At 64.1% G+C, this 25,050-nt stretch carries 29 protein-coding genes and 1 tRNA gene; 23 read left to right on the top strand and 7 right to left on the bottom strand.

Going from position 1 to position 25,050, the window contains the following annotated elements; all coding sequences use genetic code 11:
• The first annotated feature begins 129 nt into the window (after positions 1-129).
• The gene (locus OH705_RS24330; protein WP_007956027.1) at positions 130-342 is read left to right on the top strand and encodes a cold-shock protein; all 213 of its coding nucleotides are present in this window, start codon (positions 130-132) and stop codon (positions 340-342) included.
• Positions 343-466: 124 nt separating this feature from the next.
• Entirely contained in the window at positions 467-1,894 is a 1,428-nt protein-coding gene (locus tag OH705_RS24325) for an ATP-binding cassette domain-containing protein (RefSeq protein ID WP_267303144.1), read from the top strand.
• Here the strand turns inward: OH705_RS24325 and thpR are convergent.
• Positions 1,858-2,409 (bottom strand): RNA 2',3'-cyclic phosphodiesterase, encoded by a 552-nt coding sequence (gene thpR, locus OH705_RS24320; protein ID WP_267303143.1) that lies wholly within the window; start codon positions 2,407-2,409, stop codon positions 1,858-1,860. The genes OH705_RS24325 and thpR overlap by 37 nt on opposite strands.
• A 216-nt stretch (positions 2,410-2,625) precedes the next feature.
• Here thpR and lpxO point away from each other — a divergent pair, with 216 nt between their 5' ends.
• The 5 genes from lpxO (at position 2,626) to OH705_RS24295 (ending at position 8,165) form a co-directional block, all read left to right on the top strand.
• Positions 2,626-3,525 carry a lipid A hydroxylase LpxO gene (gene lpxO / locus OH705_RS24315; RefSeq protein WP_023632669.1) on the top strand — a complete coding sequence of 300 codons (900 nt, stop codon included), beginning with the start codon at positions 2,626-2,628 and terminating at the stop codon, positions 3,523-3,525.
• 139 nt (positions 3,526-3,664) lie between these two features.
• Positions 3,665-4,009, top strand: a complete 345-nt coding sequence (locus tag OH705_RS24310) for a carboxymuconolactone decarboxylase family protein (RefSeq protein ID WP_038705853.1) — start codon at positions 3,665-3,667, stop codon at positions 4,007-4,009.
• Between the two features lie 78 nt (positions 4,010-4,087).
• The gene (locus OH705_RS24305) at positions 4,088-4,657 is read left to right on the top strand and encodes a GNAT family N-acetyltransferase (protein ID WP_267303142.1); all 570 of its coding nucleotides are present in this window, start codon (positions 4,088-4,090) and stop codon (positions 4,655-4,657) included.
• Positions 4,658-4,801: 144 nt separating this feature from the next.
• Positions 4,802-6,631 carry an SLC13 family permease gene (locus tag OH705_RS24300; RefSeq protein WP_267303141.1) on the top strand — a complete coding sequence of 610 codons (1,830 nt, stop codon included), beginning with the start codon at positions 4,802-4,804 and terminating at the stop codon, positions 6,629-6,631.
• Between the two features lie 115 nt (positions 6,632-6,746).
• On the top strand, positions 6,747-8,165 hold the full coding sequence (locus tag OH705_RS24295; protein WP_267303140.1) for a diguanylate cyclase: 1,419 nt from the start codon (positions 6,747-6,749) through the stop codon (positions 8,163-8,165).
• Position 8,166: 1 nt separating this feature from the next.
• On the opposite strand, the gene OH705_RS24290 is transcribed toward OH705_RS24295, so the two are convergent.
• A complete protein-coding gene (locus tag OH705_RS24290; RefSeq protein ID WP_023631840.1) occupies positions 8,167-8,928 on the bottom strand; it encodes a sulfite exporter TauE/SafE family protein in 762 nt (253 codons plus the stop codon).
• 101 nt (positions 8,929-9,029) lie between these two features.
• Between OH705_RS24290 and OH705_RS24285 the strand changes: the two genes are divergently transcribed.
• Complete coding sequence (locus tag OH705_RS24285) at positions 9,030-9,947, top strand: LysR family transcriptional regulator (protein ID WP_094010414.1); 918 nt, start codon at positions 9,030-9,032, stop codon at positions 9,945-9,947.
• Positions 9,948-10,068: 121 nt separating this feature from the next.
• Here OH705_RS24285 and OH705_RS24280 read toward each other — a convergent pair whose 3' ends face one another.
• Complete coding sequence (locus OH705_RS24280; RefSeq protein ID WP_031315428.1) at positions 10,069-10,260, bottom strand: hypothetical protein; 192 nt, start codon at positions 10,258-10,260, stop codon at positions 10,069-10,071.
• Between the two features lie 610 nt (positions 10,261-10,870).
• Here OH705_RS24280 and OH705_RS24275 point away from each other — a divergent pair.
• Positions 10,871-11,431, top strand: coding sequence for a cysteine hydrolase family protein (locus OH705_RS24275; RefSeq protein WP_094010415.1), 561 nt, complete (start codon positions 10,871-10,873; stop codon positions 11,429-11,431).
• On the opposite strand, the gene OH705_RS24270 is transcribed toward OH705_RS24275, so the two are convergent.
• The 3 genes from OH705_RS24270 to OH705_RS24260 form a co-directional block, all read right to left on the bottom strand.
• Positions 11,432-11,785 carry an SH3 domain-containing protein gene (locus OH705_RS24270; protein WP_023631242.1) on the bottom strand — a complete coding sequence of 118 codons (354 nt, stop codon included), beginning with the start codon at positions 11,783-11,785 and terminating at the stop codon, positions 11,432-11,434.
• Positions 11,786-11,832: 47 nt separating this feature from the next.
• Positions 11,833-12,324: a GNAT family N-acetyltransferase gene (locus OH705_RS24265; protein ID WP_023631241.1), complete on the bottom strand. Its 492-nt coding sequence runs from the start codon at positions 12,322-12,324 to the stop codon at positions 11,833-11,835.
• A 78-nt stretch (positions 12,325-12,402) separates the two neighbouring features.
• Positions 12,403-13,107 carry an SDR family oxidoreductase gene (locus OH705_RS24260; protein ID WP_267303139.1) on the bottom strand — a complete coding sequence of 235 codons (705 nt, stop codon included), beginning with the start codon at positions 13,105-13,107 and terminating at the stop codon, positions 12,403-12,405.
• Between the two features lie 103 nt (positions 13,108-13,210).
• Here OH705_RS24260 and OH705_RS24255 point away from each other — a divergent pair, with 103 nt between their 5' ends.
• From OH705_RS24255 to OH705_RS24230, 6 genes are all read left to right on the top strand, one after another.
• Positions 13,211-14,122, top strand: coding sequence for a LysR substrate-binding domain-containing protein (locus OH705_RS24255; RefSeq protein ID WP_267303138.1), 912 nt, complete (start codon positions 13,211-13,213; stop codon positions 14,120-14,122).
• Positions 14,123-14,357: 235 nt separating this feature from the next.
• A complete protein-coding gene (locus tag OH705_RS24250; RefSeq protein WP_267303137.1) occupies positions 14,358-15,386 on the top strand; it encodes an alpha/beta fold hydrolase in 1,029 nt (342 codons plus the stop codon).
• 298 nt (positions 15,387-15,684) lie between these two features.
• A complete protein-coding gene (locus tag OH705_RS24245; RefSeq protein ID WP_102682584.1) occupies positions 15,685-15,870 on the top strand; it encodes a hypothetical protein in 186 nt (61 codons plus the stop codon).
• Positions 15,871-16,401: 531 nt separating this feature from the next.
• Positions 16,402-17,358, top strand: coding sequence for a nucleoside-specific channel-forming protein Tsx (locus OH705_RS24240; RefSeq protein WP_267303136.1), 957 nt, complete (start codon positions 16,402-16,404; stop codon positions 17,356-17,358).
• A gap of 97 nt (positions 17,359-17,455) precedes the next feature.
• Entirely contained in the window at positions 17,456-18,271 is an 816-nt protein-coding gene (locus OH705_RS24235; RefSeq protein WP_267303135.1) for an alpha/beta fold hydrolase, read from the top strand.
• Between the two features lie 108 nt (positions 18,272-18,379).
• On the top strand, positions 18,380-18,709 hold the full coding sequence (locus OH705_RS24230) for a DHCW motif cupin fold protein (protein ID WP_263158679.1): 330 nt from the start codon (positions 18,380-18,382) through the stop codon (positions 18,707-18,709).
• A 221-nt stretch (positions 18,710-18,930) separates the two neighbouring features.
• On the opposite strand, the gene OH705_RS24225 is transcribed toward OH705_RS24230, so the two are convergent.
• Positions 18,931-19,018: transfer RNA gene (locus OH705_RS24225), tRNA-Ser, on the bottom strand.
• Between the two features lie 146 nt (positions 19,019-19,164).
• Here OH705_RS24225 and OH705_RS24220 point away from each other — a divergent pair.
• The 8 genes from OH705_RS24220 (at position 19,165) to OH705_RS24185 (ending at position 24,965) form a co-directional block, all read left to right on the top strand.
• Positions 19,165-19,836, top strand: coding sequence for a Bax inhibitor-1/YccA family protein (locus tag OH705_RS24220; RefSeq protein WP_028692373.1), 672 nt, complete (start codon positions 19,165-19,167; stop codon positions 19,834-19,836).
• A gap of 212 nt (positions 19,837-20,048) precedes the next feature.
• Positions 20,049-21,428 (top strand): nucleobase:cation symporter-2 family protein, encoded by a 1,380-nt coding sequence (locus OH705_RS24215; protein ID WP_038705848.1) that lies wholly within the window; start codon positions 20,049-20,051, stop codon positions 21,426-21,428.
• 85 nt (positions 21,429-21,513) lie between these two features.
• Positions 21,514-21,906, top strand: coding sequence for a sulfurtransferase complex subunit TusD (gene tusD / locus OH705_RS24210; RefSeq protein WP_267303134.1), 393 nt, complete (start codon positions 21,514-21,516; stop codon positions 21,904-21,906).
• Between the two features lies 1 nt (position 21,907).
• A complete protein-coding gene (gene tusC / locus OH705_RS24205; RefSeq protein ID WP_023632844.1) occupies positions 21,908-22,267 on the top strand; it encodes a sulfurtransferase complex subunit TusC in 360 nt (119 codons plus the stop codon).
• On the top strand, positions 22,267-22,563 hold the full coding sequence (tusB, locus tag OH705_RS24200) for a sulfurtransferase complex subunit TusB (protein ID WP_267303133.1): 297 nt from the start codon (positions 22,267-22,269) through the stop codon (positions 22,561-22,563). Before tusC ends, tusB begins: the two co-directional genes overlap by 1 nt.
• On the top strand, positions 22,560-22,895 hold the full coding sequence (locus tag OH705_RS24195) for a TusE/DsrC/DsvC family sulfur relay protein (protein WP_023632846.1): 336 nt from the start codon (positions 22,560-22,562) through the stop codon (positions 22,893-22,895). Before tusB ends, OH705_RS24195 begins: the two co-directional genes overlap by 4 nt.
• Entirely contained in the window at positions 22,892-23,908 is a 1,017-nt protein-coding gene (locus OH705_RS24190; RefSeq protein ID WP_038705847.1) for a glycosyl transferase family protein, read from the top strand. Before OH705_RS24195 ends, OH705_RS24190 begins: the two co-directional genes overlap by 4 nt.
• Before the next feature lie 97 nt (positions 23,909-24,005).
• Positions 24,006-24,965, top strand: coding sequence for a glutathione S-transferase family protein (locus tag OH705_RS24185; RefSeq protein ID WP_267303132.1), 960 nt, complete (start codon positions 24,006-24,008; stop codon positions 24,963-24,965).
• Positions 24,966-25,050 lie beyond the last annotated feature (85 nt).

Below are 25,050 nucleotides of genomic sequence, written 5' to 3'. Positions count from 1 at the left end.
CTTGGATCAACATCCGGCGAAGGTAATAGGCGCTAGATGCGAAGAATTAGACTATAGTGTCGTCGGTGCCACTGAAGCTTAGGCGACACTGCACCCCGATAAAAAATCATGTTTCTGGAGATTCACCCCATGTCCAATCGCCAAACCGGCACCGTCAAGTGGTTCAACGATGAAAAAGGCTTCGGCTTCATCACTCCTCAAGGCGGCGGCGACGACCTGTTCGTACACTTCAAGGCTATCGAAACCGACGGTTTCAAAAGCCTGAAAGAAGGCCAAACTGTTTCCTTCGTTGCCGAAAAAGGCCAGAAGGGCATGCAGGCTGCGCAGGTTCGTCCGGAGTAATTTTCGGATAGCTGCAAAAAAACCCGCCCTTGTGGCGGGTTTTTTATTGGGCGCCTGCCAAGGCAGGCTAGGCCCATGTGCGCTGCCGATCAAGCGCGACAGTGGCCAGGAGGGCCACCATCCCATGGCAATGATCGAACTACACGGCCTGGGCTTTTTCCATGGCCGCAAACACCTCTTCAGCGAACTCGACGCGCGCATCGAATGGGGGCAGCGCATCGCCATCATCGGCGACAATGGCAGCGGCAAGTCGTCATTGCTGCATTTGCTGCAGGGCAGCCTGGCGCCCAGCGAGGGGCACATGGAGCGCCACGGCGGTTTGCGTGTCGGCCATGTGGCACAGGTACTGGGCGGCGAGTCGTCGCTCAGCGGCGGCCAGCGTGTCAACCAGGCATTGAGCCAGGCACTGGCCCTGGACCCCGACCTGCTGCTGCTGGACGAGCCGACCAACCACCTGGACGCCGCCAACCGCCGCTCGCTGTCACGCATGCTCGAGCATTTCCACGGCACCCTGGTGCTGGTGACCCACGACGTGGCGCTGATGAACCAGACCTGCGACACGCTCTGGCACTTGCACAACGGGCGCCTGGACGTGTTCAACGGCAGCTACGCCGACTACATGGCCGAGCGCGACCTGCAGCGCGGCTTGCTCGACAAGCGCATCGCCGAGGTGCGCCGCGCCCGCGACGACGCCCACGACTCGCTGATGCAGGAACAGGCCCGCGCCGCCGGCGCCCGCAAGCGTGGGGCCAAGGCGATCCAGAACAGCAAGTGGGCTACAGTGCGCTCGCCGACCAAGCTGGGCCGCGGGAACACCACGGCCGGGCGCAAGCAAGCGCAGATCCTGCAGCAACAGCGCGAGCTCGGCGAACAGCTGGCCGAACTGCGCCCGGAGCCGGTGATCGTGCCACGCTTCCATCTGCCGGCGACGGGCCAGTCATCGCGGGTGCTGATACAGGTGCGTGACGGCTGTGTGGGCTCCGCAGACACAGCGGTGCTCAACGGCATCGACCTGCAGTTGGACGGCGGCGAACGCCTGGCCCTGACCGGCAACAACGGCAGCGGCAAGTCCACCCTGGCGCGTGCAATCCTCGGCGATCCACGGGTCTGGCGGCGCGGCGACTGGCTGCTGCCGGCGCCCGAGCAGATCGGCTACATCGACCAGCACTACGCCACCCTGCCTGCCGACGCCAATGTGCAGGAAGCCCTGTCGCGACAAGTGCCGGATTGGCCGCTGGAACAGTTGCGCGCCCACCTTGCAGACTTTCTGTTCCGCCATGCCGATGCGGTGCAGGCGCCGGTGGCGGGCTTGTCCGGCGGCGAAAAGGCGCGCCTGTCCCTGGCCTGCATCGCCGCGCGGCCGCCGCAGCTACTGATCCTCGACGAGCCGACCAACAACCTCGACCTGCGCATGCGTGCCCACCTGCTGGAAGTGCTGGTGGTTTACCCCAACGCGCTGCTGGTTATTTCCCACGACCGGGACTTCCTCGACGGCCTGGGCATCGACCGTCACTTTCACTGCGTCAGGGACCACTCGGCCAAAGGCCAGTAGCGGCCCTTGCGTGACTCGTACAGGGTGAAGTGGCGGGCGACGAGGTGGAACGCCGGCGCCTCGCCCGCCTCCGGCAATGGTTCGCGAAAATCCCGGGACAGGGTCAGGTGCGGCCGGTACTCACGCACCGACGGCTCGATGCCCAGCGGCAGCAGCGCCTGCTGCAAGTCGTACACCAGCTGGCGCAGGGCCAACGGCGCCTGCGCCTGCGCCGGCGCCAGCACCAACGCCGAAGCCCGCGGCCATACCTGCAACTGGTCCAGGACCAGGCGCAGCTTGGCTTCAGGAAGCCGCAGTGCATCCACTACGGCGCACACCGCCGGCACCTGGGCGGCATCGACATCGCCCAGGAACAGCAAGGTGACATGGAAGTTCTCGCTCGGCACCGGCTTGCCGCTGCGCAAGCCCAGGCCACGCCGCCACTGGCTGATGCCACGGCGCTGTTCTTCGCCCAGTGACAGGGCGAAAAACAGCCGCTTGAAGGGAGCCCCGCTGGGGCGTACATCCTGGATCATCGGGAGTTCCTTGCTGGATGGACGTCCACCCGATTGTAAACGCCGGGTCGCCAGAAAATACCCGCACATACGGATGAATCGTTTGCGCAAGCTGTAGGCCATGCCACCTAAGTCGGGCGGTTTTGTCGTAACAATAAGTACAAACCCGCGCCACGATTGTTTATGCTGGCTGGCTTACGCCATGGCGCATGGCCATTTTTCGACAAGTAAACGTCCATGAAAATTGCACTCGTACTGATCTTCGTCCTCTCGATCGCCTATGTTCACCTGCGCGGTCGGGTACGTCACAAGCTGACCCGCCAGCTGGGCGACCACTCCAGCTTCCTGGCCCCGGTCAACGCCTTCCTGTACCTGTTCTCCAAGCACCCGGCCAAGCCTTACCTGCCGGTCAGTGCCTTCCCCGAGCTACAGGTACTGCAGGACCACTGGCAGGAGATCCGCAAGGAAGGCCAGCAACTGCTGCAGGCCGGCGAGATCAAGAAGTCCGACAACTATGACGATGTCGGCTTCAACTCGTTCTTCAAGACCGGCTGGAAGCGCTTCTACCTGAAGTGGTACGGCGAGAGCCACCCCTCGGCGATGACCCTGTGCCCACGTACCACCGAGTTGCTGCAAGGCATCGGCACGGTCAAGGCGGCGATGTTCGCCACCCTGCCGCCGGGCGCCAAGCTGGTGCGCCACCGCGACCCCTACGCCGGCTCGTACCGCTACCACCTGGGCCTGGACACGCCCAATGACGATGGCTGCTACATCGACGTGGACGGCGAGAAGTACTCCTGGCGCGACGGTGAGGGCGTGGTGTTCGACGAGACCTACATCCACTACGCCGCCAACACCACCGAGCACAACCGCATCATCCTGTTCTGCGACGTCGAGCGCCCGCTCAAGTACCGCTGGGCAGCCGCGTTCAACCGCTGGTTCAGCCGCAACGTGATGGCCGCCGCCGCCGCGCCCAACGACGCCAATGACAAGACCGGCGGTATCAACCGCCTGTTCACGCGCATCTACAAGATCCGTGAGCGCGGCAAGGCCATGAAAAAGCGCAACCGCACCCGCTACTACCTGGAGAAGTGGGCAGTGGTCGCGGCGCTGGTGCTGGTGTTCATCTACATCTGATCCGGTCGTCATCCTCGCGGGGCAAACCCGCTCCTGCCAACAGCGGGAGCGAGCTTGCCCCGCGAGTGTTTTATCCGCTGCACACCCCGTCTTCGACTAGCCTGAAAGCTCCTGTTGCCAACCTGACAAGGTGAAGACGATGAGCATGATGGACTGGGACGCCTACCGTAAGCAGTTGATGGCCGGCATCGGCGATCTCAAGCAACTGTCCCCCGATACCGTGGCCGGCTACATGACTGCCAGTGGCGCCGGGGCCAAGACCAACCACCTGGACGCCAAGACCCGCGAACTGATCTCCCTGGCCGTGGCGGTCACCACCCGCTGCGACGGCTGCATCGCCGTTCACTCGCAGCAGGCGGTCAAGCATGGCGCCACCCGCGAAGAGATCGCCGAGGCCCTGGGGGTAGCGGTGGCGATGAACGCCGGCGCGGCACTGGTCTACTCGGCCCGGGCCCTGGACGCGGTGGGCAAGACCGGCGCCTGACACACCAAGGCGTCGCCGCCCTTGCGCGACGACGCCGCGCCACCCAGACTTGGCGGCCCAGCCCGTGCAGGAACCGCCATGATCCAGATTCGCCCCATGACCCCGGAAGACTTCGAGCGCTTCTGGCCGACCTTCCAGGCCATTGTCCAGGCTCGCCAGACCTACGCCTTCGACCCCGCCCTGAATATCGACCAGGCCCGCACGCTGTGGCTGGAGAACCCGTTGCGCACCCTGGTGGCCGAGGCAGACGGCGAACTGCTCGGCTCCTACTTCCTCAAGGCCAATGCCGCCGGCCCTGGCGGGCATGTGGGCAACTGCGGCTACATGGTGTGCGAAAACGCCCGTGGCCGCGGCGTGGCCAGGCTGATGTGCGAGCATTCGCAGAAGCTCGCCCGCCAGGAGGGCTTCCTGGCCCTGCAGTTCAATTCGGTGGTGGCGACCAACGGAGTGGCAGTGGCGCTGTGGCACAAGCTCGGCTTCGAGACTGTCGGCCGCCTGCCCAGGGCATACCGCCATGGCGAGCTGGGCCTGGTCGATTGCCTGGTGATGTACAAGTGGTTGGCCGACGAGCCGGTGGTGGAGAAACCGCCGCTGCTGATCGGGCGCAAGAACATCGAGGCGCGGGTGTCGCGGCGGCGCGGCCGCTAGCGACTGCTCCAGCGGGCCGCGCCCCCGCCCCTTGCCGGGTCATCACCCGGCAAAACACTGCAGCACGTCAACGACGCCGTCGCGTCAAGCTGCCACACTAGAGCCATTGCCTTTCGTGCCTGTGTGAAGGAACACCCCCTCCCCATGAACCATGAGCTGCTCTGGGTCCTTGGCCTGCTGGCCGTCGTCGTCGTCCTGTTCATCCTCAACCGCCCGCGCATGGACGTGGTCGCCCTGCTGGTGATCGTCGCCCTGCCGCTGTCGGGCATCCTCACCGTGGAGCAGGCCATGGCCGGCTTCAGCGACCCCAACGTGGTGCTGATCGCCGCGCTGTTCGTGATCGGCGAAGGGCTGGTGCGCACCGGCATCGCCTACCGCATCGGCGAATGGATGAGCGAGCGCGCCGGCAACAGCGAGGCGCGCCTGCTGGTGCTGCTGATGGTGGCCGTGGCCGGGCTGGGCTCGGTGATGAGCTCCACCGGCGTGGTGGCGATCTTCATCCCGGTGGTGCTGAGCATTGCCGCGCGCCAGCAGCTTTCGCCCAGCCGGCTGATGATGCCACTGAGCTTCGCCGGCCTGATCAGCGGCATGCTGAGCCTGGTGGCGACGCCACCGAACGTGGTGGTGCACAGCGAACTGGTGCGCCACGGCGAACAGGGCTTCGGCTTCTTCAGCTTCACCCCTTTCGGCCTGGTGGTGCTGGTGCTCGGGATCGGCTACATGCTGCTGACCCGCCACTGGCTCAACGGCGAGGTGCGCAAGGACGGCCGGGTCGAGAGCCGCCGCACCTTGCTCGACCTGGTGCTGGACTACAAGCTCAACGGGCGCGAGCGGCGCCTGCGCATCCGCCCCCATTCGCCGCTGATCGGTCATACCCTTGGCGAGCTGGAACTGCGCACCCGCCACGGCGCCAACGTGATCGGCATCGAGCGCCAGCACAAGTTCACCACCCGGGTGATCAGCGCCGACTCCGGCACCCTGCTGCAGCAGGGCGACGTGCTGTTGCTGGACTTGTTCGCCAACCGCGACGACCTGCGCAGCCTGTGCCAGACCATGCTGCTCGAACCCCTGCACTTCAAGGCCGCCTACTTCATCGACCAGTCCCAGGAGCTGGGCATGGCGGAGGTCTCGCTGCCGCCCGGCTCGCAACTGATCGGCAAAAGCATCCTCGAACTGGCCTTCCGTACCCGCTACGACCTCAACGTGGTCGGCCTGCGCCGTGACCAGCAAGCCATCGAAGGGCAACTGGTGGAAGAAAAGCTGCGCCTGGGCGACACCCTGCTGGTGGTAGGCCCGTGGAAGGCTGTACGCCAGCTGCAGGGCAAGCCGCGCGACTTCCTGGTGCTGAGCCTGCCGGCGGAAATCGACCAGGTCGCGCCGGCGCGCGCCCGAGCACCCTATGCACTGATCAGCCTGGCGGTAATGGTCGGGCTGATGGTCAGCGGCCTGGTGCCCAACGTCATCGCCGCGCTGATCGGCTGCCTGCTGATGGGCGCCGGGCGCTGCATCGACATGAACAGCGCCTACCGCGCCATCCACTGGCAGAGCTTGGTGCTGATCGTCGGCATGCTGCCCTTTGCCCTGGCTCTGCAGAAGACCGGTGGCATCGACCTGGCCGTCGGTGCGCTGGTCGGCGCGCTCGGCGGTGCCGGGCCCAGCGTGATCCTTGCCTGCCTGTTCGCCGTGACGGCGCTGATCGGGCTGTTCATCTCCAATACCGCAACTGCGGTGCTGATGGCCCCGGTGGCGGTGAGCACTGCGCAGCAGCTGGGCATGTCGCCCTACCCGTTCGCCATGACCGTGGCCCTGGCGGCATCGGCGGCGTTCATGACGCCGGTGTCGTCGCCGGTCAACACCCTGGTCCTGGGGCCCGGTCAGTACCGCTTCGCCGACTTCGTCAAGGTTGGCGTGCCGTTCACCCTGCTGGTGATGCTGGTGACCGTGCTGATGGTGCCGTGGGTATTCGGGCTGTAATCGTCGGCACGAACCGCGCTGATTGCGGCGAATTGACATCAAATGACCAGTTGAAAGACACTGGCATGACATCGTCCCAGGTGCCTACAGCCGTTTTCCTGGATTCTGTCTTCGCTTGCCGGTCGAGCCCATGGTGTCTCCAGTCCCGTCGCGCCTGCTGCCCCCGCTGATCCTGTTCGGCTTGACCCTGGCGCTGACGCTGGGCGGCATCCTCGCCCGCCCGATCGAGTCACTGTCGCTGTTCTGGCCAGTCAACGCGGTGCTCGCGGGCGTGCTGCTGCGCAATTCCCGCCAGGCCAACCCCGGCGGCTTCGCCCTGATCTACCTGGCCATGGTCGCTGCCGACCTGGCCTGTGGCAGTGCCTGGCGTCCGGCCGTGTGGTTCAATCTGTGCAACCTCGGCGCCATCGCCACCATCTGGTTATTGATGGCTCGGCTGCCGCGCGTGCATCGTCGCCTGCGCACCCCGCATGGTACTTTGTGCCTGTTCGGCGCCTGCGCCGCTGGGGCGATTGTCGCCGCAAGCCTGGCCTGCGTGATGGCCGCGCCGTGGTTCGAACAATCGCTGCGCGCCACTTGGCTGGCCTGGTTCAGCGAACAGTTCTCCACCAGCGTGCTGGTGCTGCCGGTGCTACTCACCGCGCCATCACCCAGAGCCTTGACGCGGCCGGGCAGTGCCAGCCAAACGGTGCGCCTGGCGCCGTTGCTGGTGCTGCTGGCCTCGCTGAGCGTCAGCATCGTCTTCGGCGGCCCCGGCGCCATCGCCTTCCCGATTGCCGCGCTGTTGTGGTGCGCGCTCAGCTATTCGCCCTTCCTCGTCTCGTTGCTGGCCCTCACCTCGGGCAGCACCTTGATCGTCGCTGTAGCGCAGAACCTCATGCACTTCAACATCCCGCAGAGCGAGACAGGGGTCACTACCTTGATGTCGGCGCGCCTGGGCATCGCCATGTTGGTGCTCGGCCCCTTGGTGCTGGCCTGCGTCAGCAGCGCCAACCGCAGCCTGATGGCGCGCCTGGCGCATCAGGCGACCATCGACCACCTGACCGGTGCCCTCAGCCGCAGCGCCTTCATCCGCCGTGCCCACGCCCTGCTCGACAACCGCCAGCAAGCGCCGCTGACCTTGATGATGCTCGACATCGACCACTTCAAGACCATCAACGACCAGCATGGCCACGCTGTCGGCGACCAGGTGCTGCGCCAGTTCGCCACGACCCTGCAGGACCAGTTGCACGACGGTGAACTGTTCGCCCGCCTGGGCGGCGAGGAGTTCGTCATCGTCGTGCCGGGGCTGGCGCCGGAGCTGGCCAGGTTTACCGCCGAGCGCCTGCGCCGGGCGGTGCAGGACCAACACATCGCACAGCCCGGGCAGCCGCTGCGGATCACCGTGAGCATCGGTGTGAGCGGGTGCGCTGCCGACACCCTGGCACCCAGCCTCGACGAGCTGCTGGCCAGCGCCGACCAGGCGCTCTACCGGGCCAAGGCCCAGGGCCGCAACCGCGTCGAACAGGCCGACGGGCAGCGCCAGGTGGTGTGAGTCAACCTGCCAGCAGGTCCCAGCTCAGTTTGGCGATCAGCACGCACAGCAGCACCAGGAACAGCCCTCGCACGAACCCCGCGCCCTTGCGCACCGCCAGCCAGGTGCCGGTCAGCGCGCCAAGGACATTGAACAGCGCCATCGGCAGTGCAATGGCCCACAGCACATTGCCCGACGGTATGAAGAACACCAGCGCGGCCAGGTTGGTGGCGATGTTGACCAGCTTCGCCGAGGCCGAGGCATGCAGGAAATCCAGGGCAAAGAAACGGATGAACAGGAAGATCAGGAAACTGCCGGTGCCCGGCCCGAACAGCCCGTCATAGAAGCCGATGGCGCCGCCGATCAGCACCGCCAGGCATTGCTCCTTGCGGCCGATGGCCATGGGTTTGTGCAGGGTGCCGAAATCCTTCTTGCAGAATGTGTAGATGGCCATCAGCACGATCAGCACCAGCACCATCGGCCGCATCACGCTTGCCGGCACCAGGGACACGGTGGCCGCGCCGAAGAACGACATCACGAAGGCGCTCAGCGCCGCCGGCACGATCAACCCCCAGTCCAGCTTGACCTTGCGGATGAAAGAGCGCGCCGCGAACGAGGTCCCGCACACCGAAGCCAGCTTGTTGCTGCCCAGCAGCGCCGCCGGCTGGGCATTGGGCAGCACGTTGAACAGCGCGGGGATCTGGATCAACCCACCGCCACCGACGGCAGCGTCGATCAGGCCAGCGGCAAAGGCAAACAGCGAAAGCAGGGCAATATCCATCATCTCGGGGGACCAGGCGGCACAAAACAGGCTGCCAGACTAATCAAAGTGGTGCTGTTGTGTTGAAATGCCACATTGCAAAAACTGCAACAAGGAGCTCCCGCATGGCCCTGGACATGCTGCGTGAAATACAAGCGTTCGTCAGTGTTGCGCACAAGCGCAGCTTCGTCAGCGCCGCCCGCGCGCTGGGTCGTTCGCCCAGCGCGGTTACACGGGCCGTACAGGCCTTGGAGGACAACAGCGGCGCCAAGCTGCTCAACCGCAGCGCCAGCGCGGTGTCATTGACCGAAGCTGGCGAACGCCTGCTGCCCCACGCCGAACGCTTGCTGGATGTGCAACGGGATGCCGCCGACGAATTGGCCGCGCTGACTGGCAACGCCCAAGGCTGGATTCGCCTGGCCGCGCCCGAAGTGCTAGCCCAGCATGTATTGCCGGGAGTGCTGGCCGAGTTCTCTCGTCGCCACCCCCATGTCACCCTCGACGTGCAGTACAGCGACCAGGCCCTGGATCCGCTGCAGGGCAAGCTGGACTTTGTGATCCGCGGAGCCTTCCCGCAGTCCAGCGAGCTGATTGGCTATCCACTGTGGCGTTACCGCCGCCACCTGTACGCCAGCCCCGACTACCTGGCCCAGGCTGGCACCCCCCAAGGGCTGGAAGACCTGGAACGGCATGCACTGATCCTGCATACCGCGCCGCGCATCCTCAAGGCCTGGCATTTCAGCAAGAACGGGCGTATCTCCAGCCTGCGCCCACGGCCACGTCTGCGACTGGGTTCGGGGGCCGCAGTATTGCAAAGCACGCTGGCGGGGGCCGGCATCGCGCGGCTGGCGGATTGGCTGGGGGAGCCGGAGGTACGCGCCGGACGGCTGGTGCGGGTCTGCCCTGACTTTCACCTGACATCCAGCACGGGGCACGACCCGCAGATGCATGCCGTATACCCCGCCGGCGACCTGCCAGCGCGGGCTCGCGACCTGTTGCAGGCACTGCGCGATGGCCGTCCGCGCCTGGGGGAACAGCCCTGAACAGGGCTGCTCAATTTCTGCTCAATCTAACAGAGTGCTTGCCAATACTGGCCTGTAGCGTTTTATCCACAGACCTACCCACGATTTTTGTGGACAGTTTCCGCAAGGCTTGAAGGAAAAATTACAAACGCAGCAAAGCCACGTTGGCCAGCTTGACCAACTCGATCCATTCGCTTGCACTGATCACACCGGAACGCTCCAACTCTTCGGCACGGCGCAGTGCCTGATCGTAATCCTCTTCGTGGAGGATGCCCTCGCCGAGAAAACGACCGCGCCACTCCAGCATCGCTGCAGTGCCTTTCTTGCATTCCATAGTGTGTATTGTCTCCAAGGCAAGTGAATAGCCCGTGTGCCCGGGCCCTTTGATTGGGGGCGGGAGATTACACGAGCGCCTTGAACTTGAGAACGACATGCAGCTACCGCTTGTCTAGACGACCGCGGTCTTTGGCGGGGAAGCCTGGAGGGAAGGGTCTGGCCCGCCATTGCGGCAGGCGGGCCGGGACAGGAAAAATTGCGGCTCAGCTTGGCGGAATGGTGCCCAGCAGGCCAATCATGATAGTCAGCAGCAGAAAACCACCCAGAAACAGCGCGAGCTTGCCCATCGGAACCTCTACAGTGTAATGACGTAACGGCGGGGCTGGCCGCTGCGGTAGTGCAGCAGGGCAGCCTGCCCAGCGCACACCGGATTGGAAGGCTGGGCCTGAACGTATTGTCCGGCAGCGGCTGATACGGTTACAGATTCAGGTTCGCGGAAAAAAAGCGGATCAGATGGTAGCCGACCATCGCGGGGCACCCGCTCCCACGCGTGTGCACAACCGGAGGTCAATGCGCTTGGCGTGGGAGCGGGCTTGCCCAGCGATACATCCGCGCAGGCAGCACACCTGTGCTACGGTCCGAAGCCCAGACAAGGAGAACTACCGCAGATGACCGCGCTCGCCAGCAATGCCGCCCTGCTGATCATCGACATGCAGAACGGCATCAACCACCCTCGCCTGGGCCGTCGCAACAACCCCGAAGCCGAACAGCGCATCAGCGAACTACTGGCCTTTTGGCGCGCGAGCATGCGCCCGGTGGTGCACGTGCGGCATATCTCCCGCGATCCGGATTCGGTGTTCCGGCCAGGTCAGCCCGGCTGCGAGTTTCAACCCGCGTTCGTCCCGCAGGCTCACGAGGCCGTGTTTGAAAAACACCTGCCCGATGCTTTTTGCAACAGCGGCCTGGAACACTGGCTGCACCAGCGCGGCATTCATCAACTGGTCATCCTCGGCGTGGTCACCAACAACTCGGTGGAATCGACTGCACGCTCGGCGGGCAACCTGGGGTTTGCAACGGTGGTGGTGGGCGACGCCTGCTACACCTTCGACCAGCGCGATCTGCAAGGCCGGCTGTGGTCGGCGGAGGATGTCCATGCCCTGGCCCTGAGCAACCTGGCCATGGACTATGCGCGCATTCTGGACAGCACGGCGGTGCTGGCCGCAGGCTGATCACGCCAGGGCGCGCAGCTTGGCCAGCGGCACCCAGCCGAGCTCGCCATTGCTCACACGGCGGCACCAGGCCCAGCCATTCAAGGGGCGCAGGCTATCGAGCTGCTGGCCGGGGTCGACGTCCAGTTCATGGGCCGAATAGGCTTCCAGCGCCCTGCCCCGGCCCACGCCCAGCCGCTCGATGAACTGGGCTGGCACCCAACCCGCTGCCTGGCCCTGGCAACTGCACAGGTACCAGTCCTCCCACTGCTCGTCGCCCTCGTAGCGCTGGCCGATCTCCAGCAGCGTGCCACGGGCGAAGGTGATGGGCGCGGGGTACTCACTGCGATGTGTCTCGATCACGACGTACTTCACAAGCCTCTCCCTGGCTGCGAAAAGCGTCGATGCTAGACCAAGGGCCTCTACAGCACCATGACCATTTCATGCCAGGCCATGCCGCCATGGTCGGAAGCCGACGGGCGTACATAGGCGTAGCCCATCTTCTCGTACAACCCGACATGGCGCTCCTTGCACATCAGGTGGATGGTGGCCTTGCCGCGCTCGCGCATCTGCGCGACGAAGCGCGCCATCAACCGGCTGGCATGGCCCTGGCCCTGGTACGCGGGGTCGAGCACCACCGACATGATCACCACATTGGGCGCCTGGGGGTCATGCCCGACCAGTTCCTTGAAAGCCTCGTCCGACATCACCACCTGGTCGGCGCAACCGCTGTTGATGAAGCCGATTACCTGGCCCTCGGTTTCCAGCACGAGAAAGCCTTCCGGATACTGGGCGATGCGCGTGGCGATCTTTTCCCGGGTGGCGGCTTCGTCGCCTTCATAGGCGCTGGTCTCAATTTGGTAGCAACGGTCCACGTCGCTGGAGGTGGCCTGGCGGAATGTCGGTGTGCTCATGGGCGGAATCCGGATAGCGGGAAACAGGGGCGACATCCTAACGGAAGTCGCCGCCCTGCTACAGGCTCGCCATGTCTCTTACACCGAACGGGTAATACCCCCGTCGACCCGCAGGTTCTGCCCGGTGATGTAACCCGCGCCCTCGGAGGCAAGGAAGCTGACAGTGGCCGCGATCTCCTCGGACTTGCCGTACCGCTCCATGGGAATCCGGCTACGGAATTCCTCCTTCTCCGGCAGGCTGTCGATGAAGCCTGGCAGTACGTTGTTCATGCGGATGTTCTCGGCCGCGTAACGGTCGGCGAACAGTTTGGTAAAGGCCGCGAGCCCGGCACGGAACACGCCGGAGGTCGGGAACGCCGGATCCGGCTCGAAGGTGGCGAAGGTCGAGATATTGATGATGGTCCCGCCTTTTTGCCGCTGCATGATCGGGGTCACCAGGCGGGTCGGGCGCACCACGTTGAGGAAATACACCTCCATGCCCCGGTGCCAGTCCTCGTCGCTGAGCTCGAGCACCGGTGCACGCGGGCCATGCCCGGCGCTGTTGACCAGTACATCGATACGCCCCCATTGCTGCATCACGGTATCGACCAGACGCTGCAGGTCCTCTGCTGACTGGTTTGAGCCCGTCACACCGATGCCGCCCAGCTCGGCCGCCAGGGCCTCGCCCTTACCCGAGGACGACAGGATCGCCACCCTGAAACCGTCGGCAGCCAGCCGCCGCGCAGCCTCCGCGCCCATGCCACTGCCACCTGCGGTGATGATTGCCACTTTCTGAGAAGACATATGCCGCTCCTTCCGGGAGTTGATCAAGTGGGCCCATGAAGCCAGAATCCGGCTCAACGCACCAATCACGAATACTGGCAGCAGCCTGCAGGAAATCTACTGGATGAGCGCGCCCAAGCGACGCAACGCCCCCGCCATCGTCAATCACCTGGTGGCCTTCGAGGCCGCCGCCCGCCTGGGCAGCTTCCGCGCTGCCGCCGACGAGCTGCATGTCACGCCGGGCGCGGTCGCCCAGCAGGTGCGCACCCTGGAAGATAAACTTGGCCGCCCCTTGTTCGAGCGCCTGCCCCGCGGCCTGCGGCCCAACCGGGACGGCGCCGACTACCTGGCCCGCGTGCGCCTGGCCCTGGAGATCATCGAGGACGCCACCGGCGAACTGCTGGAGCGGGACAACCAGCGCGATCCGCAGCAGGTCCTGCTCAGCACCACCCCCGCCTTCGCCAGCCGCTGGCTGATCCCGCGCCTGGGGCGCCTGGCCGAGGCGCATCCGCAGGTGGCCCTGATGATCGACGCCTCCGACAGTACCCGCCCCCTGAGCGGCAAGGGTGCGGTGGACCTGGCCGTGCGCTGGGGGGCGCCGCACTTCGTCGAGGCCTACGCCCTGCCCCTGCTGCCCGGCGTGGCGGTGCCAGTGTGCGCGCCGGGGTTGCGCGGCGCGCACCCTTGGCGGCAAGCCGCGGATCTTGCGTACCACCCGCTGATCTCCGACAGCCACAACAACTGGAAGCGCTGGTTCGACCATTACGCCTTGCCCGGCACACGCTTCAACGGCCCAGTTTTCTCGCAGACCATCCTCGCCATCGAGGCCGCCGAGCAAGGCATGGGCATCGCCCTGGTGCCCCACCTGCTGGTGGAGAACGCGCTCAAGGCCGGGACCTTGGTGCTGGCGCTGGAAGGCCATGAATTGCACAGCGACGCTGGCTTCCACTTGCTGGCCAGCCATGCACCGCTGGCAGGCTCGGCCGCCGAGCAGGTGGTGCAGTGGTTGCAGATGCAAGCGAACAAGCAAGACTGAGCCTGTATCGCCCCACGCGACGGCACTTGGCCTGAGGGCGGCGCGGTCGGAGTGGGAGCCGGCTTGCCGGCGATGGGCCGCAACGCGGCCCCGGCTTTGTAGCTTTCTGTGTATCAAGCACCCGCCGATACACACGAACGCCTACTGCACCCGTACCCGACACACCCCGGACACAGCCATCTCCTTAACTACACGCCATCCAGCCCACACCGATGGCCCGCCAGGGAGATGCACCATGTTCGCCACCGCCAACCGCCTCAACCGCCCAGCCCTGCTCGCCTGCGCCCTGCTGCCGCTGGCCCTGCTGGTCGCCGCTCCAGGCCAGGCCGAGGAAACCAGCACGCCTGCGGCATCCCGCCAGGCCTCCACCTTCGGCCCGCTCAAGCATGTCCACGCTGGCGATCTGGACGTCGCTTACGTCGAACAGGGCCCTGCAAACGGGCCAGTGGTGATCCTCCTGCACGGCTGGCCTTACGACATCCACAGCTACGAGCAGGTGGCGCCGAAACTCGCAGCCCAAGGCTACCGCGTACTGGTGCCCTACGCCCGCGGCTACGGCGACACCCGCTTCCTCTCCGGGACAACCCCGCGCAACGCACAGCCCGCCGCCCTGGCCAGCGACGTGATCGCCTTCATGGACGCGTTGCAGATCAAGCGCGCCGTGCTCGGCGGTTTCGACTGGGGCGCGCGTACCGCCGATATCGTCTCGGCGCTGTGGCCCGAGCGGGTCAAGGCGTTGGTGACGGTCAGCGGCTACCTGATCAGCAGCCAGGAAGCGGCCAAGACCCCACTACCGCCCAGCGCCGAGCTGCAATGGTGGTACCAGTACTACTTCGCCACCGAACGCGGCCGCGCAGGCTACGACAGCAACCGCCACGCCTTCGCCCGCCTGATCTGGCAGACCGCGTCACCGCAGTGGACCTTCGACGACGCCACGTTCGAACGCAGCGCCAAGGCGCTGGACAACCCTGATCAGGTCGCCATCACCGTGCACAACTACCGTTGGCGGCTTGGGCTGGCTCAAGGCGAGACCCGCTACGACCCGCTGGAGGCCAGGCTGGCCACGTTCCCCAGCATAGGCGTGCCGACCATTGCCCTCGAGGGCGATGCCAACGGTGCGCCGCATCCTCCGGCCGAGGCCTATGCCAAGCGCTTCACCGGCAAGTACGCCTATCGCCTGGTGAGCGGCGGGATCGGCCACAACCTGCCGCAGGAAGCGCCCGAGGCGTTCGTCAAGGCGGTGGTGGATGCGGACCATCTGTAGGGGTAATTGCAACATATCGTTTCAGTAGCGCGTGTCGGGGTGCCGGGATGCTCGCATTATCGCTACAACCGGTCTTTTGCGCGGCAGGCCTTGTTTTTCGGGGCCTGCCGCAAAATGCGCGGAAGCATCCCGAAACAGTCACCCAAACCATCTTGTAAGACGCCTCTTTCGTCTCCGTAGGACGTTTCTACGGGATTGTGAGCCGGTGTATGAATAATCAGTATTGGCGGGAGAATTGAGCTGATACCGTCGAGCCTCACTTACAACGGCACGGATGCCCACGACCAACGAGTACAGCATGGACAACTACGACAGCTCGGCACTTGGACTGCAAAAATGCCTGTTGAACCTGCGAAGGGATCATGCCCGAATGAAGGCGTCAGGAGAGCTGGAAAGAGCGGCGATACTGGCGCAGGTGATCGGGCGGATGGAACAGGGATTGAAGGAGGCTTCCCAGGGGAGGAAGCCCGAGACGTTGCAGTGAAGTGATACCCGGCAAATGGCGATGGGTATGCGGTGTGCTCCGGGCTCCCCATCGCTCAGCCCCGAAGCAGGGTCAACAGCCAGCCGGCATTGCCGAAGGCGCTCGCAGACCAACGTTCAAGTTCCACGGTACGTCGCCCTCATGGCTTAGCTGAAGCCCGCTTCGCCGCGGTTCAGCGGAGGGCGCGGCCTCGGCCTGCTCCTCTGTTCCCTGGGCACACATGCCTCCCGAGGGCGGCGGCCATGCCAGAAAGCATTTTTTGCTGGATTGTTTCAATCGAACGGGTTGTTGCAACACAGAACGATCAGACCCCTCCATGCGTTCATGCGCACGCGCCATGCCTGATCTCGGGGCGTTTTTCTAACTCAATGATCAGCTCAAGCGCCGAATCGGCTTGTTATTTCAAAGACCTCGGGTGATTTGGTACAGACTATGCAAACGTTTGCTCCAAACCTTTGAGCGAACAATCGCTGCAGCTTTCGCCACATCGCAGCCCCCAGGGGCTTACCACTGCATGAACAAGGATTTTCAATGCACCGACCGTCTTTACCCGCAACCGCCCACTTCTCTCTGCCTGCCAAACTGCTACTGGGCGCTGTTACGGGACTACTCAGCGTCACCACCCAGGCCCAAGACAATCTCGCAAGCGAGTCGGCTCAGGGCGAGACCTTGAGCCCGGCCGCCGCGCCGGCCAAATCGGGCCCCTATCTGTCGGACTGGTACAACCAGAACTTCACCCTGATCGGCACCAAGGACATCAGTTTCGGCCCCCGCCCGGTCGATGATATCTACCTCGAATACGAGTACTTCGGCCGCAAGGGGCCGTTCGAGCTGTACGGCTACATCGACATCCCGAAGATCCTCGACATCGGCAACAGCCATGACAAAGGCGCGTGGGACCACGGCTCACCGTTGTTCATGGAGCATGAGCCGCGGATCTCCATCGACTACCTGGCCGGTCGCAGCCTGGCCGTCGGCCCGTTCAAGGAGTGGTACGTAGCCTTCGACTGGATCTACGACCACGGCAGCAACAGCGCCAACCGTGCCAATACCCTCTTCAGCGGCCTGGGCACCGACATCGACACCCATTCGCGGGTCAACCTGTCGGCCAACTTCTACGGCCGCTACCAGTGGGAAAACTATGGCGCCAGCAACGAGTATTCGTGGGACGGTTACCGGGCCCAGCTCAAGTACATCGTGCCCCTTGGCAAGTTCGACAACGGCGCCTCGCTGACCTATATCGGCTTCACCAACTTCGATTTCGGCTCGGACCTGCACAAGGACAACCCCAACCGCACGGCCAATGCCACAGTATCCACCAACGTGTTGCTGTACGCCTTCACCCACCTGCGCTTCACCCTGGTGGGCCGTCATTTCCACAATGGCGGCAACTGGCAGGACGGCAGCCAGCTGAATTTCGGCGACGGCGATTTCCGCGGTCGGTCCGATGGCTGGGGGTATTACGCCGGGGTTGGCTACCAGTTCTGATTACTTGGGTCATGGAGGCCTACCCTGCTACACGGAGCGATGCCGAGCAGTGGGTTTGCACGGGCGTTGGAGAATCTTTGACTAGATGAGGTGAGCCATGTTGGATTTACCCTACGCATCGAGCATCGAAGGCAACACCGTCAGATGGGGAAAAATAGGCACAGGCGCGCCGCTGGTCGCCGTCCACGGCACCCCTTTCTCTTCCCAGGTCTGGAGGCGCGTCATACCGCACCTCACTGACCGCAGAACCGTGTATTACTTCGACCTGGTTGGCTATGGCATGTCTGAAATGCGAGAAGGCCAGGACGTTTCACTGGCGATTCAGAACAACGTCATGGCTGCGCTTTTCGAGGAGTGGGGCATCGAGCGCCCCGACGTCCTGGCCCATGATTTTGGCGGCGCTACAGCGCTGCGCGCGTACTACCTGAACGGTCTGCGCTATGCGTCCCTCACCATTTTTGATGCCGTAGCCCTGGCACCCTGGGGCTCTCCTTTTGTTCAGCATGTCCGTCAACATGAGGCTGCCTTTTCCGGGATGCCCGACTACATGCACCGCGCGCTACTGGCCGCCTATCTGCAAACCTCTGCGGCCAATCCCCTCAGTGACGAAGCCCTGCAGGTTTACAGCGCACCATGGCTGGGGCCGATTGGCCAGGCGGCCTTTTACCGACAGATCGCACAGATGGATCAGGTCTATACCGAGGAAATTGAACCGCTTTACGGGAAGCTGGATTGCCCCGTGTCGGTACTTTGGGGCGCGGAGGACGCATGGATTCCGTATTCCCAAGGGGAGCGTCTTGCTGGGCTTATTTCCCAGCAGCCCTGCGCCAGAGTGGAGAACTCAGGCCACCTGATGCAGGAAGACAGGCCGGAAGCGATTGTGGCGGCGGTTTTGAAGCAGATTGGGCTCTGAGACCGGTTCGCTGGGCTGTCTGTATGTTCAAATTCCCAGCGGTCTGTGCCTATCGGCAGAGCGACTTCATCGGTACGGTTCAGGCCTCACTGTTTCTACGAGGTTGTCATGGAACTGACAGCAATCCCGTTTGGCACCACGGACTGGTCAAAGATCGATCCCGTCGCTTATCCGGGCGAGAACGGTACGGCGTATTGGCGTACCTGTCTGTTTGGGGAGGTTCGGGTTCGATGGGTTGAGTACACCCCTGGATATGTGGCCGATCATTGGTGCCGGAAGGGGCATATTCTGTTTTGCCTGGAAGGTCGACTGGACACTGAGCTGGAGGATGGTCGGACTTTCACCCTGCAGCCGGGCATGAGCTATCAGGTGGGCGACAATGCGGAGGCGCACCGGTCATCGACGACTATCGGAGCCAAGCTCTTCATTGTCGATTAAACAGATGGCTCTGATTGCACAGCGGGTGGAGCTGGCGCGCAACGGTGCTAACGACAAAATCATTTGCAGAATGCAATCAGGCTGGGTGGTGATGAAAACCTGAGGATCAACTGTGAAATTCTTGCATTCCGGGTCCTTAACTGCTCGTCCCTCCAAGAACGTCCTCCTGGACAATCCCCCCAGAAACGCAAAAAGCCCTGACATTGTCAGGGCTTCAAAAATGGCGGAAGCGTAGAGATTCGAACTCTAGGATAGTTGCCCATCGACGGTTTTCAAGACCGTTGCCTTAAACCACTCGGCCACGCTTCCAGCTGTTTTGCGGCGGCAATAATACCTTAATGTAACAAGCTGTCAAACTCTCTGTGTCGCGGCTTGCGACAGCTCTGATATGCTCTGCACCATACGTTCCACTACCGCAGGTCTCGGACCGCGGTCTCACCCCAAAGGAGTGCGCCATGCGCGAACAGGATTACGCCGTCCAACACGGCCAGCAGGTCGAGCAGCAGGAGGTCAGCAAGGTCCTGCGCAACACGTACAGCCTGCTGGCCCTTACCCTCGCCTTCAGCGGCATCATGGCCTTCGTCGCCCAGCAGATGCGTGTCGGCTACCCGAACATCTTCGTGGTGCTGATCGGCTTCTACGGCCTGTTCTTCCTCACCAACAAGCTGCGTGACTCGGCCTGGGGCCTGGTGTCCACCTTCGCCCTCACCGGCTTCATGGGCTTCATCCTCGGCCCGATCCTCAACCGCTACCTGGGCATGGCCGGTGGCGCCGAAGTGGTCAGCTCGGCCTTCGCCATGACCGCCCTGGTGTTCGGCGGCCTGTCGGCCTACGTGCTGATCACCCGCAAGGACATGAGCTTCCTCAGCGGCTTCATCACCGCCGGCTTCTTCGTCCTGCTGGGTGCCGTGGTGGCCAGCTTCTTCTTCCAGATCAGCGGCCTGCAACTGGCGATCAGCGCTGGCTTCGTACTGTTCTCGTCGGTCTGCATCCTGTTCCAGACCAGCGCCATCATCCATGGCGGCGAGCGCAACTACATCATGGCCACCATCAGCCTGTATGTGTCGATCTACAACCTGTTCGTCAGCCTGCTGCAGCTGTTCGGCATCATGGGCCGCGACGACTGATCGAATCGGTTGCCAGCGCCTCAGGAAAAGCCCGCTTCGGCGGGCTTTTTCGTCCCCGCTGGACAGCAGCGGGCGCCTTACAAACATTGACTTAAAAGTCAGCTTATTAGCGCCTTCCTCCGCGATTGTGCGCCCATCGTGCTTGCCTCTACCGCAATGGCCGTTCTGCCCGTAGAATGCGCTCCTTTTTTCTTCCGGGGCGGCATTTTCCCATGAGTTCACACGAACACGGCCCAGGCGCGGCGGCGCCTGCCAATGAACTGGTCCTTGGCCTGGAGGACAAGCCTCGCCTGCTGATCGGCCTGCTGGCGGCTCTGCAGCACTTGCTGGCGATCATCGTGCCGATCGTCACGCCGGGCTTGCTGATCTGTCAGGCGCTGGGCGTGTCGGCGCGCGACACCAACCTGATCGTGTCGATGTCGCTGGTGATCTCGGGCATCGCCACCTTTGTCCAGTGCAAGCGTTTTGGGCCGTTCGGCGCCGGGCTGCTGATCGTGCAGGGCACCAGCTTCAACTTCGTCGGCCCGCTGATCGCCGGCGGCGCGCTGATGGTCAAGCAGGGCACGCCAGTTGAAGGCGTGATGGCGGCGATCTTCGGCGTGGTCATCGCCGGTTCGTTCGTGGAAATGGGCGTGTCGCGCATCCTGCCCTTCGTCAAGCGCCTGATCACGCCGCTGGTGACCGGCATCGTCGTACTGATGATTGGCCTGACCTTGATCAAGGTCGGCTTGATCAGCATGGGCGGCGGCTTTGGCGCCATGGCCAACGGTACCTTCGCCGATGGCGAGAACCTGCTGCTTTCGGGAGTGGTGCTGGCGATCATCGTCATCCTCAACCGTGTCCCGGTGGTATGGATGCGCAGCTGCGCCATCGTCATCGCCCTGGCGGTGGGCTACGCCCTGGCCGGCTACCTGGGCCGCCTGGACTTCACCGGCATGCACCAGGCCGCGCTGTTCCAGGTGCCGACGCCGCTGCACTTCGGCCTGGGCTTCTCCTGGTCGCTGTTCATCCCGATGCTGGTCATCTACTTGGTCACCTCGCTGGAGGCCATCGGTGACGTGACTGCGACCAGCAAGGTTTCGCGCCAGCCGGTCGAGGGCCCGGTATGGATGCAGCGGATCAAGGGCGGGGTGCTGGTCAACGGCGCCAATTCGCTGCTGGCGGGCCTGTTCAACACCTTCCCCAGCTCGATCTTCGCCCAGAACAACGGCGTGATTCAGCTGACCGGCATCGCCAGCCGCCATATCGGCATCTGGATCGCCGCCATGCTGATCCTGCTGGGCCTGTTCCCGTCGGTTGCCGGGGTGATCCAGGCAGTGCCGGAGCCGGTGCTCGGCGGCGCGGCCATGGTGATGTTCGGCGCCGTCGCGGCCTCGGGCATCAATATCCTCGCCAGCACCCGCCTCGACCGCCGTGCCCTGCTGATCATCGCCGTGTCGCTGTCGCTGGGCCTGGGCGTGGCCCAGGTACCGGAGTTCCTCGCGCATATGCCGGCGGCGCTGCGCAACGTGCTGGAGTCGGGTGTCGCCACCGGCGGCATCTGTGCCCTGGTGCTCAACTGGTTCCTGCCAGAAAGCAAAGACCAGGCCTGAGCCCCGCCAGCCAGAGCAGAAGCCCGTGCCCACCCGCACGGGCTTTTTGCTTTATCATGGCCGCATTCATTTGCTCGAGCCTTACATGAAATTCGCCATCGCGGTCTTTTCCCCGGCCCATGCGCCCTCCTCGCGCCGCGCCTTGCGCTTTGCCGAGACGGTGCTGGCCGGCGGGCATGAAATTGCCCGGCTGTTCTTCTACCAGGACGGGGTACACAGTGCTTCGGCCAATATCGTCGCGCCCCAGGATGAGCTGGACGTGGCCGCGCAGTGGCGTGCCTTCGTCAGCGATCACCGGCTCGACGCCGTGGTGTGCATTGCCGCCGCCCTGCGTCGTGGGGTACTCGACGACACCGAGGCCAACCGCTACCAGCGCCCGGCGGTAAACCTGCCGATGCCGTGGGAGCTGTCCGGCCTGGGCCAGCTGCACGAAGCCGCGCAACTGGCCGACCGCCTGGTCTGCTTCGGAGGTGATTGAAATGGCCAAGTCCTTGCTGATCATCAGCCGCCAGGCGCCGTGGAGCGGACCGTCCGCTCGCGAAGCGCTGGATATCGCCCTGGCCGGCGGCGCCTTCGACTTGCCGCTGGGCATGCTGTTCCTCGATGACGGCGTGTTCCAGCTCACCGCCGCACAGCAGCCAGATGCCGTGCAACAGAAGAACCTGGCCGCCAACCTCCAGGCCCTGCCTATGTTCGGTGTGGAAGAATTGTTCGCCTGTGGTCACAGCCTCGCCCGCCGAGGGCTGGACAACGACGTCCTGTCACTGCCGGTGGAAGTGCTCGACAACGCCGCGCTGACCGCACTGATTGCCCGTTTCGACCAGGTGGTGACGCTCTGATGACGATCCTGCATGTAATCGCCCATTCGCCTTTCGGTGACGAGCGCCTGGCCAGTTGCCTGCGTCTACTTGGCCCGCAGGACGCGCTGCTGCTGTGCGGTGACGCCACCTACGCGCTCAAGGCAGGCACCGAGCCCTTCGCTGCCCTGCAGGCCGCCAATCTCGGCGAGCGCCTGTTCGCCCTCGCCGAAGACATGCAGGCCCGCGCCCTCGACAGCCAATTGGCCAAGGCAGTGGACTACCCTGCGTTCGTCGAGCTCACCCTGCACCACGACAAGGTCAACAGCTGGCTATGAGTACCCTGACTGTCGGCGATCGCAACATCGCCCTGGACAAGGACGGCTTCCTGGTCGAGCTGCAGGACTGGTCCCGCGAAGTCGCCGAGGCCCTCGCCACGCGCGAAAGCATCGCCCTGACCGCAGACCACTGGGAAATCCTCGAGCTGTTGCGCCAGTTCTACCAGGAGTACCAGCTGTCGCCGGCCACCCGCCCGCTTATCAAATACACCGCGCTCAAGCTCGGCGCCGAGAAAGGCAACAGCCCACACCTCAATCGCCTGTTCAACGGCACCCCCGCCAAACTTGCCGCCAAGCTGGCGGGCCTGCCCAAGCCGACCAACTGCATATGACCGAGCCACAGCTGAACGAAACACGCCCCTTGATCCTGGAAACCCCGGCCGAGCACCCGTTCGCCGAATTCGTGCGCATCCTCGGCAAGGGCAAGCGTGGCGCCCGCGGCCTGACCCGCGAGGAAGCCCGCGCCGCCATGACCCTGCTGCTCGAGGGCAAGGTCGAGGACACCCAACTGGGCGCCTTCCTGATGCTGCTGCGGCACAAGGAAGAAAGCGCCGAGGAGCTGGCCGGCTTCACCGAGGCCCTGCGCGCCCATCTGCACGCGCCCCAGATCACCGTTGACCTTGATTGGCCCAGCTACGCCGGCAAGAAGCGCCATCTGCCATGGTACCTGCTGGCGGCCAAGTGCCTGGCGGGCAACGGTGTGCGCATCCTGATGCACGGCGGCGGCGCCCATACGGCGGGCAGGCTGTACACCGAGCAACTGCTCGACCTGCTGGGTATTCCGCTGTGTCGCAACTGGACGGTCGTGGAGCAAGCCCTGGACAGTCGTCAACTGGCCTTCTTCCCGTTGCAGGACTGGGCGCCACAGCTTCAGCGCATGATCGACCTGCGCAACACCCTGGGCCTGCGCTCGCCCATCCACTCCTTGGCCCGGGTGCTCAACCCGCTCGGCGCCCGCTGCGGCCTGCAGAGCATCTTCCACCCCGGCTACCAGGCGGTGCACCGCGAGGCCAGCCGCATGCTCGGCGACCACACAGTGGTGATCAAAGGTGACGGCGGCGAGATCGAGGTCAACCCGGATGTCATCAGCCACCTGTACGGCACCTCGGCCGGCGAGGCCTGGGACGAGGAGTGGCCGGCCCTCAGCGCCCAGCGCCATGTGAAGCCAGCCAGCCTGCAGCCCGAGCACCTGCTGGCGGTATGGCGTGGCGAGGCACAGGACAGCTATGGCGAGCTGGCCGTGGTCGCGACCATGGCCCTCGCCCTGCGCGGGCTGGGCCAGGACCGCGAGCAGGCGTTCAGCCGCGCTCGCGACTACTGGACCAACCGCAGAAGCATCGAATAAGCCGATAGATAGGGCGCAGTCTTTGCGCTATTTATTCGAACGCTTTTCACTAGACTGAGCTCCAACGACAAACGACTTTGTTCCGAGGAGCTTTGCAATGGGCCTTTTGATCGATGGCCGCTGGCATGACCAGTGGTACCAGACCAGCCAGGATGGCGCGTTCAAGCGCGAGAACGCTCAACGCCGCAATCAACTGCCCGCCGCCGAGGCCGGCCGTTATCACCTGTACGTGTCACTGGCCTGCCCCTGGGCGCATCGCACCCTGATCTTCCGCGCCATCAAGGGCCTGGAACCGCTGATCGACGTCTCCGTGGTCAGCTGGCTGATGGGCGAGCACGGCTGGACCTTCGACCGGCAGCAGGGCTCCAGCGGCGATCATCTGGACGCATTGCAGTACCTGCACCAGCGCTACACCCAGGACGACCCGCACTACACCGGGCGCGTAACCGTGCCGGTGCTGTGGGACAAGCAGGAGCAGCGCATCGTCAACAACGAGTCCGCCGAGATCATTCGTATCTTCAACAGCGCATTCAACGAACTGACCGGTAACACCCTGGACCTTTACCCCGAGCCGCTGCGCGCTACCATCGATGGGCTCAACGAACGTATCTACCCGGCCGTGAACAACGGCGTGTACCGCGCAGGCTTCGCCACCTCGCAGGAAGCTTACGAGGCCGCCTTTGACGATGTCTTCAACGAACTGGACCAGCTGGAAACACTACTGGGCCGCCAGCGTTACCTAGCCGGTGAGTACCTGACCGAAGCCGATGTGCGGTTGTTCACCACGCTGGTGCGTTTCGACGCGGTGTACCACGGGCACTTCAAGTGCAACCTGCGCCGCCTGAGCGACTACCCGAACCTGTCCAACTGGCTGCGCGAGCTGTACCAGTGGCCGGGCGTGGCGGGCACGGTGAACATGGAGCATATCCAGAAGCACTATTACATGAGCCACAAGACCATCAACCCGAACGGAATCGTGCCCAAGGGGCCGTTGCAGGATTTCGGCTTGCCGCATGACCGGGAGCGGTTAATGGGCAAAGGGATCTGGAAGGCTTGATAAAGCTGGGGCTGCTTTACGGCCCACCGTCGACACGCCGGCTCCCACAGGGGCTTGTATGACCCTATGCAAGCCGGCTTATCGT

The organism is Pseudomonas sp. BJa3 (genome assembly GCF_026343815.1).
GTDB classification, from domain to species: domain Bacteria; phylum Pseudomonadota; class Gammaproteobacteria; order Pseudomonadales; family Pseudomonadaceae; genus Aquipseudomonas; species Aquipseudomonas soli.
Note: the sequence above shows the minus strand (reverse complement) of the source record. Positions and strands in the feature narration are given on the sequence as shown.